18 protein-coding genes are annotated in these 13,335 nt (G+C 66.5%); 11 read left to right on the plus strand and 7 right to left on the minus strand.

The window, feature by feature from the left end; all coding sequences use genetic code 11:
* The first annotated feature begins 278 nt into the window (after positions 1 to 278).
* The 3 genes from HMPREF3014_RS34775 (at position 279) to HMPREF3014_RS05150 (ending at position 1,806) form a co-directional block, all read left to right on the plus strand.
* On the plus strand, positions 279 to 662 hold the full coding sequence (locus HMPREF3014_RS34775; RefSeq protein ID WP_170869554.1) for a hypothetical protein: 384 nt from the start codon (positions 279 to 281) through the stop codon (positions 660 to 662).
* Positions 662 to 1,246 (plus strand): GspMb/PilO family protein, encoded by a 585-nt coding sequence (locus HMPREF3014_RS05145; protein ID WP_023087239.1) that lies wholly within the window; start codon positions 662 to 664, stop codon positions 1,244 to 1,246. Before HMPREF3014_RS34775 ends, HMPREF3014_RS05145 begins: the two co-directional genes overlap by 1 nt.
* Positions 1,247 to 1,509: 263 nt before the next feature.
* Entirely contained in the window at positions 1,510 to 1,806 is a 297-nt protein-coding gene (locus HMPREF3014_RS05150) for a VF_A0006 family four-cysteine protein (RefSeq protein WP_009877656.1), read from the plus strand.
* A gap of 75 nt (positions 1,807 to 1,881) precedes the next feature.
* Here the strand turns inward: HMPREF3014_RS05150 and mvaU are convergent, their stop codons facing one another.
* The 3 genes from mvaU to norR all read right to left on the minus strand — a co-directional run bounded on the left by mvaU (position 1,882) and on the right by norR (position 4,553).
* Positions 1,882 to 2,235 carry a histone-like nucleoid-structuring protein MvaU gene (gene mvaU / locus HMPREF3014_RS05155; protein WP_003090506.1) on the minus strand — a complete coding sequence of 118 codons (354 nt, stop codon included), beginning with the start codon at positions 2,233 to 2,235 and terminating at the stop codon, positions 1,882 to 1,884.
* A 307-nt stretch (positions 2,236 to 2,542) separates the two neighbouring features.
* Entirely contained in the window at positions 2,543 to 2,899 is a 357-nt protein-coding gene (gene queD / locus HMPREF3014_RS05160; RefSeq protein WP_003090505.1) for a 6-carboxytetrahydropterin synthase QueD, read from the minus strand.
* Positions 2,900 to 2,999: 100 nt separating this feature from the next.
* Positions 3,000 to 4,553: a nitric oxide reductase transcriptional regulator NorR gene (gene norR, locus HMPREF3014_RS05165; protein ID WP_003090504.1), complete on the minus strand. Its 1,554-nt coding sequence runs from the start codon at positions 4,551 to 4,553 to the stop codon at positions 3,000 to 3,002.
* A 154-nt stretch (positions 4,554 to 4,707) separates the two neighbouring features.
* Between norR and hmpA the strand changes: the two genes are divergently transcribed.
* The 3 genes from hmpA to HMPREF3014_RS05180 are packed head-to-tail and all read left to right on the plus strand — an operon-like array spanning position 4,708 to position 7,381.
* The gene (gene hmpA, locus HMPREF3014_RS05170) at positions 4,708 to 5,889 is read left to right on the plus strand and encodes an NO-inducible flavohemoprotein (protein ID WP_003113387.1); all 1,182 of its coding nucleotides are present in this window, start codon (positions 4,708 to 4,710) and stop codon (positions 5,887 to 5,889) included.
* 54 nt (positions 5,890 to 5,943) lie between these two features.
* On the plus strand, positions 5,944 to 6,201 hold the full coding sequence (gene ppyR, locus HMPREF3014_RS05175; protein WP_003090502.1) for a psl/pyoverdine operon transcriptional regulator PpyR: 258 nt from the start codon (positions 5,944 to 5,946) through the stop codon (positions 6,199 to 6,201).
* On the plus strand, positions 6,188 to 7,381 hold the full coding sequence (locus HMPREF3014_RS05180; protein WP_003122598.1) for an NnrS family protein: 1,194 nt from the start codon (positions 6,188 to 6,190) through the stop codon (positions 7,379 to 7,381). The genes ppyR and HMPREF3014_RS05180 overlap by 14 nt, the downstream gene beginning before the upstream one ends.
* Here HMPREF3014_RS05180 and HMPREF3014_RS05185 read toward each other — a convergent pair whose 3' ends face one another.
* From HMPREF3014_RS05185 to HMPREF3014_RS05195, 3 genes are read right to left on the minus strand one after another with little or no spacing between them, the layout of a single operon-like run.
* Complete coding sequence (locus tag HMPREF3014_RS05185) at positions 7,382 to 7,648, minus strand: YfeK family protein (protein WP_003115326.1); 267 nt, start codon at positions 7,646 to 7,648, stop codon at positions 7,382 to 7,384.
* Positions 7,632 to 8,525 (minus strand): hypothetical protein, encoded by an 894-nt coding sequence (locus HMPREF3014_RS05190; protein ID WP_003116712.1) that lies wholly within the window; start codon positions 8,523 to 8,525, stop codon positions 7,632 to 7,634. Before HMPREF3014_RS05190 ends, HMPREF3014_RS05185 begins: the two co-directional genes overlap by 17 nt.
* Before the next feature lie 26 nt (positions 8,526 to 8,551).
* Positions 8,552 to 9,634 (minus strand): patatin-like phospholipase domain-containing protein, encoded by a 1,083-nt coding sequence (locus HMPREF3014_RS05195; protein ID WP_003113385.1) that lies wholly within the window; start codon positions 9,632 to 9,634, stop codon positions 8,552 to 8,554.
* A gap of 214 nt (positions 9,635 to 9,848) precedes the next feature.
* Between HMPREF3014_RS05195 and HMPREF3014_RS05200 the strand changes: the two genes are divergently transcribed.
* The 5 genes from HMPREF3014_RS05200 to HMPREF3014_RS05220 all read left to right on the plus strand — a co-directional run bounded on the left by HMPREF3014_RS05200 (position 9,849) and on the right by HMPREF3014_RS05220 (position 12,875).
* Positions 9,849 to 10,157 carry a PepSY domain-containing protein gene (locus HMPREF3014_RS05200; RefSeq protein ID WP_003090497.1) on the plus strand — a complete coding sequence of 103 codons (309 nt, stop codon included), beginning with the start codon at positions 9,849 to 9,851 and terminating at the stop codon, positions 10,155 to 10,157.
* Positions 10,157 to 10,471, plus strand: a complete 315-nt coding sequence (locus HMPREF3014_RS05205) for a PepSY domain-containing protein (protein WP_003097704.1) — start codon at positions 10,157 to 10,159, stop codon at positions 10,469 to 10,471. The genes HMPREF3014_RS05200 and HMPREF3014_RS05205 overlap by 1 nt, the downstream gene beginning before the upstream one ends.
* Complete coding sequence (gene carR / locus HMPREF3014_RS05210; protein ID WP_003090494.1) at positions 10,471 to 11,142, plus strand: two-component system response regulator CarR; 672 nt, start codon at positions 10,471 to 10,473, stop codon at positions 11,140 to 11,142. The genes HMPREF3014_RS05205 and carR overlap by 1 nt, the downstream gene beginning before the upstream one ends.
* A complete protein-coding gene (gene carS, locus HMPREF3014_RS05215) occupies positions 11,139 to 12,476 on the plus strand; it encodes a two-component system sensor histidine kinase CarS (protein WP_003090493.1) in 1,338 nt (445 codons plus the stop codon). Before carR ends, carS begins: the two co-directional genes overlap by 4 nt.
* Positions 12,477 to 12,566: 90 nt before the next feature.
* On the plus strand, positions 12,567 to 12,875 hold the full coding sequence (locus HMPREF3014_RS05220) for a hypothetical protein (RefSeq protein WP_003097699.1): 309 nt from the start codon (positions 12,567 to 12,569) through the stop codon (positions 12,873 to 12,875).
* Between the two features lie 4 nt (positions 12,876 to 12,879).
* Here the strand turns inward: HMPREF3014_RS05220 and HMPREF3014_RS05225 are convergent.
* On the minus strand, positions 12,880 to 13,335 hold a 456-nt coding region (locus HMPREF3014_RS05225), incomplete at its 5' end, for a methyl-accepting chemotaxis protein (protein WP_049262681.1).

Here is a 13,335-nt window from a genome sequence, read left to right on the forward strand (position 1 = left end):
TTCGCTCCGGGCTGGATCTCCAGGTCTGGAGAGATGACTGCCTTGTCCTGAGCCATTTCTTTCCCAGCCCACCCCAGCCAGAACAATGGGTTCGGTTGCTCCGGGGGCTGGCGGGAATACGCATCCCGGAGAGCCTGGTTGCCGAGCCTGGAGAGTCGCTGGGCCGTCCCTGGGCCGTTCCGGCGGCGGAAGCAACGCTGCTGCGATGGGAGCGTTGGTTGCCGCATGGGCTCATAGCCACCCTGTTGCTGGGATGCGGATTCAATCTGGGGGAAGGTTTGTCCTGGTGGTGGGCCGAGCGTGCGCTGCGAACGCAGTACGACCAGCTGAGCGACCAGGTCTCGCCGATCCTCAGCGCACGCAACCAGGCCTTGCAGAGCAATCGGATGGCCACGGAGCTGGGGCGCGCTTTGCAGCATCGCTCGCAGGTGGCGCTGCTGGGACAGGTAGCGGAACTGTTGCCGAAGGACAGTCGGTTGCTCGCCTGGCGCTATCGAGGCTCCGAGCTGGAGTTGCGGATTGGCACCGACAGTGTCGACCCGCGTCTCTATGTGCGGCGTTTCATGGAATCGGGGAGTTTCGAAGATGTCAGGGTGGAACCTTCGCAGAGCGAGGGGCTATCGCTGAGCCTGGTCCTGCGTACGCCGGGGGAGGGTGCCTGATGTCGGACTTCCAGCGAACACTGCAGTTCCAGGGGCGGAACCTGCAACGACAATGGCAGGAAAAACCTCTCTTGCGCATGGCCATCTGGAGCCTGTGCCTGCTGCTGGTTGTGCATCTGGTCATGCTCAGCATGGATTGGAGGGAGGAACGAGGGGAGGAATATCGTCGTCTGGCCGGGGAATGGCTCAAGCTCCAGGACGTTTCCCGGCAGACCGCCTGGCCGGAGCGGGCGATGCAGGCGGAGCAGGTCCTGAACCTTCAGCGAGAGCGCTTCTGGCAGGCGCCGAATGCGTCGCAGGCGAGGGCCGATGTGCAGGCCTGGCTGACCGAGCAGGTTCGCCTGGCGGGCGTCCCTGACGCGGAAGTGAGCGTACTGCTTCCTCGCGGCTTCGAGAAGCAAGGGACGATCGCGCGTATCGAGGCCCAGGTTCGCGGGCAGTTGGAGCCAGCCTCGTTCAGTCGGTTGTTGCAGGATATAGAAGCGGAGCAGCGGCAAGTAGCGGTGGAGTTTCTGGAACTGAACAATATGTTGTCGCCCATGCTCAATCTACAGTTGTCGTTCCTGTTCGTAGCGGCCTATTGAAGCGGATGCGGATCGGGCAGCACCCGTTTGCCGGAAGAGTTCGGCGGAGGGCGGTGCCCGTCGATGGAGCGAGTTGCCGCCAGGCGGCCGGGAAACCGAATCCGCTCGGGACGCCTGCGATTCGGCTCCCCGGCCCGCCATTGTCGCATTCGCGCAGCGAAGAACGGCCAGTCTGGTCCGGCCTGTAAACAAGTGCAAAATTTTACTTCATGGTCGGCTTGGCACTCCGAGCCGGCTCGTCCATGCTGGAGCACAACTTTCCCATGGATACCATTGCCATGAAGTTCCTGCTGCCCCTGCTGCTGTTATTTCCGCTTTCCACTCTCGCCGACGACAAGGACTACGACCAATGCATACTCGACTACCAACGCACGGCGAAGAGCGGGGTGGCGGTTCACTTCATCACCCAGGCCTGCGACAAGTTGTATAACGACGGCTCCTTCCTGCTGTCGCGGGAAAAGGCTTATTACGAGTGTCTGCTGGAGAACCTGCCGGGGGTGGAGAACAACCTGGCGGCGCAGAAGATCAGGAGCGCTTGCGAATCGAAGTCGCAGAATTGATCTGGCGAGGAGGGGAGCGAAAGTAGCCAGTGGGGTTTCCGACGGCATCGGCAGGATGCCGTCGGGAAAACCGGCTTAGCGTTGCAGCCAGGATTCGACGGTTTCGGAACCGTACTGTTCTTTCCAGGCTTTCAGAACCTTGTGGTTGCCGCCCTTGGTTTCGACGACTTCACCGTTGTTCGGGTTCTTGTAGACCTTCAGGGCGCGGGCACGGCGCTGCGGAGCGGCGCTGACGGTGACCGGAGCCTTGGGGTCGAGGATGGCGATGATGTTGTGCAGGGTCATGCCGTACTTGTCCATCAACGCCTGCAACTTGTCCTTGAATTCCAGTTCCTGCTTCAGGCTGCTGTCGCTTTTCAGCTTTTCCAGCAGGGCCAGTTGCTCCTGAAGTTTGCGCTCTGCCTCGCGGAACTCGGCAAGTTTGGACATTCGTTTCACTCCCGTTCTAAAAATATGGTGCTGGGTTTTGGTGCATTTATAGTGGATTTACGGACTTTCCGTGTCCGCGGCAAAGGATAAGTCTTTATCTACTGGAAGAACAATATAGTTGCACGGTTTTATTGACTAACGGACTGTAGGGACAGCTTGCCGGATGTTTCCCTGAAGAATATGAAACCTTTATGTCCGTGGGGATAATGCTTCGTACAGCCCATGGGAGAGAGACGGCAGAACGGGCCCGTTGTGTGGAAGCCCGTTTTAGAGCAGATGGCGAAGCGCCTGGGGAGAGTCGGGCGAATCAATCGCCCCGATATTCGCAACCGCTGGTGCAAGTTTCGTGGACGCGGACCTTGGAGAGTTCCGGCAACAGCGGCTTGAGTTGTTGCCAGATCCAGCGGCAGAGGTTTTCGCTGGTGGGGTTTTCCAGGCCTGGAATATCGTTCAGATAATTGTGGTCGAGTTGCTCGTAGATCGGCTTGAAGATCGCCTTGATTTCCGCGAAGTCGCGGATCCAGCCGGTATGCGGATCGACCTCGCCTTCGATGTGGATGGCGACACGGAACGAGTGGCCGTGCAGGCGCCCGCATTTGTGGCCTTCGGGGACGTGGGGCAGGCGATGGGCGGATTCGAAGGTGAATTCTTTGAAGAGTTCCACTGTAGTGCGCTCTGGATCGGGGTTATCGGACAACCGGAATGGGGGCGCCATGGTAGCAGGTTTGCGCGCCGGACCCGGTCTGCTCCGACCGGGCGGTCGTTTACCTGAGTTGCAGGCGGCGCGCCAGGCGCGCCAGGTTGGCGCGATCCAGGCCCAGCTCGCGTGCAGCCGAGGCCCAGCTTCCCTGGTGACGGGCCAGGCAGTCCTGGATCAGGTGGCGTTGGTAGGCGTCGGTGGCCGCGCGCAACGAGTGACCGGTCGTTGGCGCGGCGGGCGCGGGCTCGACCACGCTGCGAGGTGGCGCGGGGGTTTCCGCGGGCAGGTCGAGATCCTGCCGATGCAGGGTGACGATCCGCGACCGCTCCGGATTGTGGCCGAGGGCCTTGAGCGAGGCGCGGCCGACCAGGTGCTCGAGTTCGCGCACGTTGCCCGGCCAGCGATAGTCGAGGAGCGCGGCCTGGGCCTCGTGGTCCAGGCGCAGGCTGCGCAGTCCCAGGCGCGGTCGGTTTTCCTCGAGGAAGTAGCCGGCCAGCAGGAGGATATCGCGGCCGCGCTCGCGCAGCGGCGGCACGCGCAAGGGATAGACGCTGAGGCGATGGTAGAGATCGGCGCGGAAGCGCCCGGCACGCACTTCCTCGGCCAGGTCGCGGTTGGTGGCTGCGATCAGGCGTACGTCGACGCGGTGCTCGCGATCGGAGCCGACCCGCTGCAACTGCCCGCTCTGCAGCACGCGGAGCAGCTTGGCCTGCACCGCCAGCGGCAACTCGCCGACCTCGTCGAGGAACAGGCTGCCGCCGTCGGCCAGTTCGAACTTGCCGCGCCGTTCGTTGACCGCGCCGGAGAAGGCGCCGCGCACATGGCCGAACAATTCGCTTTCCACCAGGGTCTCGGGCAGCGCGGCGCAGTTGAGACTGATCATCGGCTTGCCGCTGCGCATGGAATGCCGGTGGATGGATTGCGCCACCAGTTCCTTGCCGACCCCGGTCTCGCCGGTGATCAGTACGCTCAGGTCGCTGTTGGCGACCAGGCGGATTTCTTCCAGCAGCGCCTTGTGCGCGGCGCTCTGGCCGATCATTTCCCGTGGCCGCTCGCCAGCGGCTTCGAGATAGGCCTCGGCGCGCTGGTGCTCGTCCTCGGCGCGGCGGGTCAGGTCGCGCATCCGCTCGCTGGCCTTGACCGTGGCGGCGGCGAGGCTGGCGAAGGCCTCCAGGGTATCCAGGTCGGCGCTGGCGAAGCGCGACGGATCGAGGGTATCTAGGGTCAGCAAGCCCCAGGGCTGGTCGTCGAGGTACAGCGGACAGCCCAGGCAATCATGGATTTCCAGGTGGCCGTGGAGGCCTTCCACCAGACCGTCGTAGGGATCGGGCAGGCCGCAGTCGGCGGGGAAGCGGGTCGGCCCGCGGCGCTCCAGGAGGGCCTCGAGGCGCGGATGTTCGCCGACCCGGAAGCGCCGGCCGAGGGTGTCCGGGCTGAGGCCGTCCACCGCCAGCGGGATCAGGTATTCGCCGTCCAGGCGCAGCAGCGCGGTGGCGTCGCAGGGCAGCAGGTCGCGCAGGGCCTGGAGCAGGCGGCGGTAGCGTTCGTCTTCCGGCAGGTCGCGGGACAGGTCGGCAACCAGCGGGATCAGGGTGGCAAGCAAGGGGTTGGTGGTCATTTCGACCTCTTTGCAGTCCTAATGACTCTGAATGGTTGCAGTCATTATGACCTATGCCGGCCTGCAAGGCCCGTGAATTCTGGTAGTTTGCCTTGGCACGCTTCCTGAAATGCTTCGAGGTGAAACAAAACCTTGCATGCGTCAGGAGTCATCTATGTTGTCCAATGCCCAACGTGCCCTCATCAAAGCCACCGTACCGCTGCTGGAGACCGGCGGTGAAGCGCTGATCACCCATTTCTACCGCACCATGCTCGGCGAGTACCCCGAGGTTCGCCCGCTGTTCAACCAGGCCCACCAGGCCAGCGGCGACCAGCCGCGGGCGCTGGCCAATGGCGTGCTGATGTACGCCAGGCACATCGACCAGTTGCAGGAACTCGGCCCGCTGGTGGCCAAGGTGGTGAACAAGCATGTCTCCCTGCAGGTGCTGCCCGAACACTATCCGATCGTCGGCACTTGCCTGTTGCGGGCGATCCGCGAGGTCCTCGGCGAACAGATCGCCACCGACGAAGTCCTCGAAGCCTGGGGCGCGGCCTACCAGCAACTGGCCGACCTGCTGATCGAGGCCGAGGAGTCGGTGTATGCCGCCAGCGCCCAGGCCGATGGCGGCTGGCGCGGCGTGCGGCGCTTCCGCGTGGCACGCAAGCAGGCGGAGAGCGAGGAAATCACCTCGTTCTACCTGGAGCCGGTGGACGGCCAGCCGCTGCTGGCGTTCCAGCCGGGACAGTACATCGGCCTGCGGCTGGACATCGACGGCGAGGAAGTGCGCCGCAACTATTCGCTTTCCGCTGCCAGCAACGGCCGCGAATACCGCATCAGCGTCAAGCGCGAGGCGGGTGGACGGGTCTCCAATTACCTGCATGACCGGGTCGCCGAGGGCGACGAGCTGGATCTGTTTCCGCCGGCTGGCGATTTCGTCCTGCGTGACAGCGACAAGCCGCTGGTGCTGATCACCGCCGGCGTCGGCATCACCCCGGCCCTGGCCATGTTGCAGGAAGCGCTGCCGCAGGCGCGGCCGATCCGCTTCATCCATTGCGCCCGGCATGGCGGCGTGCATGCCTTCCGCGACTGGATCGAAGACGTGTCGGCGCAGCACGAGCAGGTCGAGCACTTCTTCTGCTACAGCGAACCGCGCGCCGGCGACAGTGCCGACGCCGAGGGATTGCTGAGCCGCGAGAAACTGGCCGACTGGTTGCCGCAGGAGCGCGACCTGGACGCCTACTTCCTCGGACCCCGGCCTTTCATGGCGCAGGTCAAGCGCCACCTGGCCGACCTCGGCGTACCCTCGCAGCAATGCCACTACGAGTTCTTCGGTCCGGCCGCCGCGCTGGACGCCTGAAGCGACGGGCCGGCGCGAGGTGCGTCGGCCCTTTTTCGGAAAAAGGAGATCGAGATGAACGCTCTGTTCGATTGTCCACGGCGGGTGCTGCGGATCGGTCACGGGCTGCTGGCGGCCGGCCTGGCGCTGCTCGTCGCCGGCGTGATCGCCGCCTATTTCCTCGACCGCTACCTGAACATGCCGGCGCTGGTGTTTTCCCATGCGCTGGTGATCCTCGGCCCGACCCTGTTGAAGATTGGCTACGTGATGCGCCTGAGCGCGCTGTTCCGCATGCGTCGACCCGGTTGGGAGGTCTGCTGTGCAAGTGCTTGATCGTTCCAGGCTGATGGCCATACCGCCGATCTGGCGCCTGGGCTTCCGCCCGTTCTTCCTCGGCGGCGCGCTGTTCGCGGTCCTCGCCATCGCGCTCTGGCTAGCGGCGCTGGCCGGGCTCTGGAGCGGCTGGCAACCGGTCGGTGGCTGGCTGGCCTGGCATCGTCACGAAATGCTCTTCGGTTTCGGCGTGGCGATCATCGCCGGCTTCCTGTTGACCGCCGTGCAGACCTGGACCGGCGTACCCGGCCTGCAGGGCAAACCCTTGGCCCTGCTCGCCGGGCTCTGGCTGGCGGCGCGCCTGGCCTGGCTATTCGATGCGCCGCTGGCGCTGCTGCTGGTGCTGCAACTGAGCTTCCTGCCGCTATTGGCCTGGGCTATCGGTCGCAGCCTGTGGCGGGTGCGGCAGAAGCGCAATTACCCGGTGGTGGGCCTGTTGCTGCTGTTGACCCTGGCCGACGCCCTGGTCCTGCTCGGCCTGTTCGAGGGCAATGACGACTGGCAACGGCGTGCCTCCATCGCCGCGCTATGGCTGATCGCCGGGATGATGAACCTGATCGGCGGGCGGGTGATCCCGTTCTTCACCCAGCGCGGTCTCGGCCGTCAGCAGCAGGTGCCGGCGATCGCCTGGCTGGACAATGGCATCCTGCTGGGCTGCGTGCTGGTGGCGCTGCTCACCGCCGCGGGCGTCACGACGCAGCCGACGCCCTGGCTTGCAGGACTGTTCGCCGCCCTCGGTGGTGCGCAACTGTGGCGCCTGTGGCGTTGGCGCGATCGCGGCATCTGGCAGGTGCCGCTGCTCTGGTCTCTGCACCTGGCATATTTCTGGATCGCCGTGGCGCCGCTTGGCATGGCGCTCTGGAGCCTGGGCCTGGCGCTGGCGCCGAGCCAGGCGCTGCACGCGCTGGCGGTGGGCGGCATGGGCGGGTTGATCCTGGCGATGCTGGCACGGGTCACTCTCGGCCATACCGGTCGCGCGCTGCAACCGCCGGCAGCGATGCCCTGGGCTTTCGCCCTGCTCAATCTCGGCTGCGCGGCGCGGGTGTTCCTGCCCAGCCTGTTGCCGGCGAACTGGGCGCTGCCCCTGGCAGGCGGACTGTGGGCTTTGGCGTTCCTGCTGTTCGCCTGGTTCTATGCGCCGATGCTGTGTCGTCCGCGGGTCGACGGCCATCCCGGTTGATCAGGGGGCTTGCCGCAGACGCCGCAGCTCCTGGTTCAGCCAGTCGGCGGAGTTGCGCGTCTGCGTGGCGCAGCGCACCTGGTAGGGCTTGCCGCTGAGGCTGCTCTGGGTCGCGGCGCGCTCGATGAAGTCCTCGCTGCTGGCGACCAGATCCTTGCGCTCCAGGTAGTCGAGCTTCTTCTGCAGGTGGGCGCGGGCTTCCGCGGCCGGGTATTCGCTGCCGTTGCGGATGAAGGTGCAGCCGCTGTCTTCAACAAAGCTCAGCAAGCGGCCGATCTCCTGGCTCGCCTGCGGGGAGGGCGCGGCCAGCGCCGGCAGGCTCGAGGCCAGCAGCCAACAGGCGGCGCAGGTAGTCCGCCAGGTAATCGTGAAAGCGCGCATCGTTCCAGTACTCCATGTGGCTCAACGGGGTGTGCCGCTTGTACCAGGGACCGACCGGCAGGGCGAGGTCCTCGTGGACGACCGCGGCGTAGTTCTGCAACGGCCGCAGCGGATAGCCGAGCGGATCGGCCGGCGCGTAGACGTTCAGCCAGCGTGCCTGCTGGCGGATGGCCGGGGGCAGGCAGTGGCCGGGAAAGCGGATCGGACAGACCTTCTCGTAGGCGAAGGTGAACAGCGGGATGTTGCAACCGAAGGTGACCAGCCCGGCCAGGGTTTCCAGGCCGAGGAAGGGGTCGATCGAGCAACTCGGCGTGCGGTTGAGTTTCTGCTGGTCCCAGATGAAATTGGACACGATGTGCCCGCCCAGGGAGTGGGCGAGGATCACCAGCGGCGTCTGCGGCCCGACTTTCGCGCGCAGGGCCATGATCCCGCTGCGCACGTGCTGGTGGACCTGCTGGTAGGTGGTGTCGTAGGCGGCGCTGACCTTGCGGTAGCCGCTGGCGTCGCCGAGGAATAGCGTCACCGCCCGGCGCAGCCAGCGCCAGCCCAGCGGCTCGCGCTCGATGCGCTTGAGGTAGTCCAGCTCGCGGGCGTCCAGTACGCTGGCCCAGTACAGGCTCTGGAAGGCCACCTCGCCGGCTTCCGCGCCGAGACGTCGGCGCAGCGCCGCCACCAGTTCGCGGGCGTAGCTGTGCAGACCGTCCTCGTCGCGGCTATCGGGCTGGTCGCCGATGCCGTGGATCAGCGCTACGGCCAGTTTCATGCAGGATCCTTCTCGTCGGTGGCGGCTCAGTCCAGCGCTTGCAGGCGTTCGCCGAGCCGGCCGCCGTCGACCAGTTCGAGGAATTCGTCGCCGAGCCTGCGGCTTTCCGCCATCGCCTGGCGCCAGTAGCGCTCGCGGCCGTCGTCGTCGCCGAGGTAGCGGGTGAAGTCCTTGCGGTCCGGCAGCTTGGCGTGCGGCAGGCGCGCCAGGTACTCGCGCGACGGCGCCAGCAGCAGCACGTCCTGCAGGCGCCCGGCGTCGCCACGGCGCCAGGGCAAGCCCTTGTCGAACCAGCCGGGGATCACCTTGTCGGTGAAGTGCGGGTAGAGCACCACGCCGCGGTCCTCGTAGGGCAGGTCGAGATGGTAGTCGAGCAGGCCGCCGTCGCGGTAGGTGCCGGGGCCGGCGCCAGGCAGGTCGCGGACGCCTTCCATGACCATCGGGATCGAGCCGGAGGCGAGCAGCGCCTGGCGCAGGTTGCCGCCGTCCAGGTGCAGGTAGCGCGACGGGAAGTCGGTCAGCGCGGCCAGCGGCGGCGCCTGGCGGGCGTCATGCAGGATCACCCGTTCGAAGTGGCGGTGCAGATGGCGGCGGCCGATCAGGTTGTCGCGGATCACCGAGGACAGCCCCAGGCCGAGGCTGGCCTTGTGGTCGTGGGCGAGGCGCCCGTGGCTCTTCACCACCACCACGTTGAGGCGGTACAGCGGGTTGTCGAGGATCCGCGCGTCCTGGCCGGCGAGCAGGTCGTCGAGCATCGCCGCGCACTTGCGCGAGACTTCGGCGATGCTCACGCCCTTGGGAAAACGCTGCCGGGTGTACAGCTCGCCGAGGCGGGTGAGGCCGGCCACGGCGTCGGGCAGGCAGGCACTGGCGAAGCGCCAGGAACCGATGGAGGCGCCGATCAGCGAGCGTTCACGCGGGGCGCGCGGCAGCCACTCGCCGAAGATCGCCAGGTCCAGTCCCTGGATGCCCAGCGCCTTTGGCCCGCCGGCGGCACCGGGGACGATGCCGACGTCGGCCGGCTGCAGGCCGCGCTCGCGAATGCGGGCGAGGGCGCGGCGACCGGCCTTGAGGGTCAGTGCGGGGGACTTGATCTGGATGGCTGGCATGCTGGTCTTCTCCCTTGCGGACCGGCGATTATAGGACGAGTTGTCGCAGGACCAAGCGCTTTCGAACGCCGGCGAGCCCCATCGCAGAGGCTTTCCGTTACCCTATGGCGCGCCCCGGCCATGTCCTTGCGGCAAATTCAGCTTCAATTAAGAGCGCCCGGTTAATCTGCAAACCGTCGAAAGCAACACGATTGATTCCCACGGAGAGATTCCCATGAAGAAACTGACTGCCCTGTTCGCCGCCACCGCCATCGCCCTGACTGCCGGCCTGGCCCAGGCCCGCGACCTCGGCCCGGACGAGGCGCTGAAGCTGCGTGACGCCGGGACCATCAAGTCCTTCGAAGAGCTGAACAAGAACGCCATCGCCAAGCATCCCGGCTCGAGCGTCCACGATACCGAGCTGGAAGAGGAATACGGCCGCTATATCTACCAGGTCGAGTTGCGCGACCCGCAGGGCGTGAAATGGGACCTGGAGCTGGATGCCGCTACCGGCGCCGTGCTCAAGGACCACCAGGACGACTGATGAAGTGGCTCATGCGCTACGCCGGGATCGTCGCACTGGTCCTGGCGGTCATCAGCCTCGAAGCGATGGCGCGCGACCTGGACCAGGACGAGGTCCTGCGCCTGCGCCAGGACGGTGTGATACAGCCGCTCGAATCCCTCATGCAGGAAGCCCTGGGGCGTTACCCCGGGGCGCGCCTGCTGGAGGTCGAGCTGGAAGAGGAAGACGACGTGTATGTCTACGAGGTGGAGCTGCTCACCCGCGACGGCGTCGTGCGTGAACTGGAACTGGATGCCCGCAACGGCCGCATCCTGAAGGACGAGGAAGACGACTGATGCGGTTGCTGCTGGTTGAGGATCACGTTCCCCTGGCCGACGAACTGATGGCCAGCCTGACCCGCCAGGGCTACGCGGTGGACTGGCTGGCCGACGGCCGCGACGCGGCGGTGCAGGGCGCCAGCGAGCCCTACGATCTGATCATCCTCGACCTCGGCCTGCCCGGGCGTCCCGGCCTGGAGATACTCCAGGAGTGGCGTGGGCTGGGACTCGCGACTCCGGTGCTGATCCTCACCGCGCGCGGTTCCTGGGCCGAACGCATCGATGGGCTCAAGGCCGGTGCCGACGACTACCTGACCAAGCCGTTCCATCCGGAAGAGCTGGCCTTGCGCATCCAGGCCCTGTTGCGCCGCGCCCATGGGCTGGCCAACCAGAGCCAGCTGGAGGCCGCCGGGCTGCGCCTGGACGAGCAGCGCCAGTGCGTGTGCCTGAACGGCGCCGACGTCGACCTGACCGCCGCCGAATTCCGCCTGCTGCGCTATTTCATGCTGCACCCCGGCCAGGTCCTGTCCAAGGGGCACCTGGCCGAGCATCTGTACGACGGCGAGACCGAACGCGATTCCAACGTCATCGAGGTCCACGTCAACCACCTGCGGCGCAAGCTCGGCCGCGAGGTGATCGAGACCCGCCGTGGCCAGGGCTACCGCTACGCCGGGGTGGCCGCCGGATGAGGTCGATCCAGCGGCGCCTGAGCGTCGGCCTGTTCGCGGTGCTGCTGGTGGTCGGGCTGGTCCTCGCGCAGACCGGCCTGTGGCTGTTCGACCAGGGCCTGCGGCGCTATTTCGCCGGCAATCTGCGCGAGGAGGCGGAGAACCTGCTGGTGGCCATGGTGCGCGGGCCGAACGGCATGCAACTGGACGAGCAACGCCTCAACCCGGCGTTCCAGCGCCCGTATTCCGGGCGCTATTTCGTCATCGAGCTGGAAAAGGACACCTGGCGCTCACGCTCCCTGTGGGACAGCGAGCTGGAAGTGCCGCACAAGAAAGGGCTGGTGCAGGGCCTGGTCGATGGGCCCGAGGAGCAGCGACTGCTGGTGTTCCGCGGCCACTACAAGCGCATGGGCCAGAAGCTGCGGATCGTGGTGGCGCAGGACTATACGCCGATCCTGGAAAGCTTCGCCCGTGTGCAGTGGATGGGTCTGGGCGCCGGCGCCCTGGCGCTGCTCCTGGTATTGCTGTTGCAGCGCCTGACCGTGCGTCGTTCGCTGCGTCCGCTGGAGGAGGTGCGCCTGCAAATCGCCCAGCTGCAGCAGGGCCAGCGTAGCCAACTGGACAACCAGGCTCCCGAGGAACTGGAGCCGCTGGTGGAGCAGATCAACCACCTGCTGGCGCACACCGAGGAGACCCTGAAGCGTTCGCGCAACGCCCTGGGCAACCTCGGTCACGCCCTGAAGACGCCGCTGGCGGTGCTGGTCAGCCTCGCCGAGCGCGAGGAGATGGCGCGCCAGCCGGAGTTGCAACAGGTCCTGCGCGAACAGCTGGAACAGATCCAGCAGCGCCTCGGTCGCGAGTTGGGCAAGGCCCGCCTGGTCGGCGAAGCGCTGCCTGGCGCACATTTCGATTGCGCCGAGGAGTTGCCGTCGCTGTGCGACACCCTGCGCCTGATCCACGGCCCGCACCTGCAGGTGAGCTGGAGCGCGCCACCGGGGCTGCGCCTGCCATGGGACCGCGAGGACCTGCTGGAGATGCTCGGCAATCTGCTGGACAACGCCTGCAAGTGGGCCGATAGCGAAGTCCGCCTGACTGTCGCGCAGGGCGAGGGCATGGTCCGCCTGAAGGTCGACGATGACGGCCCCGGCATCCTCCCCGACCAGCGCCAGGCGGTGCTCGAGCGGGGTACCCGGCTCGACGAGCAGGTCAGCGGCCATGGCCTGGGCCTGGGCATCGCGCGCGACATCGCCGAGGCCTGCGGTGGCCGCCTGAGTCTCGAGGACAGCCCGCTGGGCGGCCTGCGGGTGAGCGTCGAGTTGCCGTTGCAGAAGAGCGGCCGCGCCGCCAGGGCTTAACAGTTCTTCACCATTTGCCGACAGTCCCGGCAAGATTTCCTCCTGCGCTTTCCCTAGCATCCCGGGCTTCTTGCAAGGAGGTCTTGGACGATGAAACGGCGGACGGGTACGGGCCGCTGGCGCTGGGCGCTGATGCTGCCGGTGCTGGTGTTCCTGTTGGGCGAGTCCAGTGGACAGCGAGAGGAGGGGCGGTCGCCGCGGTTACCCGCGCAGGCTCGCTACGAGCAGGCCGTGGAAAACGCGTTGCGCAGCGAGCGCGGCGAGCCGAGACAGGCCGGGACAGCGGCAGCGAAGGTGGCCGAGGCGGGAGCCCCGGCGCGTCTGCGTGGCTGGCTGCGCTCGCTGGCCCGCCTGGCGATCTGGGGGACCTACGGCCCCCCGGCGCTATTCAGGCCGTGAACGGTCAGGCCTTGAACTGTTCCATCAGGCCCTGCTGGTGGTTGGCCAGGCGGTTCAGCGACTGACTGACCTGGGCCGATTCCTCGGCCTGGCTTGACAGCGACTCGGTGACGTCACGGATCGCCGCGACATTGCGGTTGATCTCCTCGGCTACCGAGCTCTGTTCCTCGGCGGCGCTGGCAATCTGCAGGTTCATGTCGTTGATCACCGTCACCGCCTCGCCGATCCGTTGCAGCGCGGCCACCGCTTCATCCACCTGCTCGACGCTGCCCTGGGCCTGGCGATGGCTGCCATGCATGGCGTCGACCACGTCGCGGGTGCCCTGTTGCAGGCCTTCGATCACCCCGCGGATCTGTTCCACCGAGTCCTGGGTGCGCCGGGCGAGGTTGCGCACTTCGTCGGCGACCACCGCGAAGCCGCGGCCGGCGTCGCCGGCGCGGGCCGCCTCGATGGCCGCGTT

It is taken from the genome of Pseudomonas sp. HMSC065H01, assembly GCF_001815235.1.
GTDB classification, from domain to species: Bacteria; Pseudomonadota; Gammaproteobacteria; order Pseudomonadales; family Pseudomonadaceae; genus Pseudomonas; species Pseudomonas aeruginosa.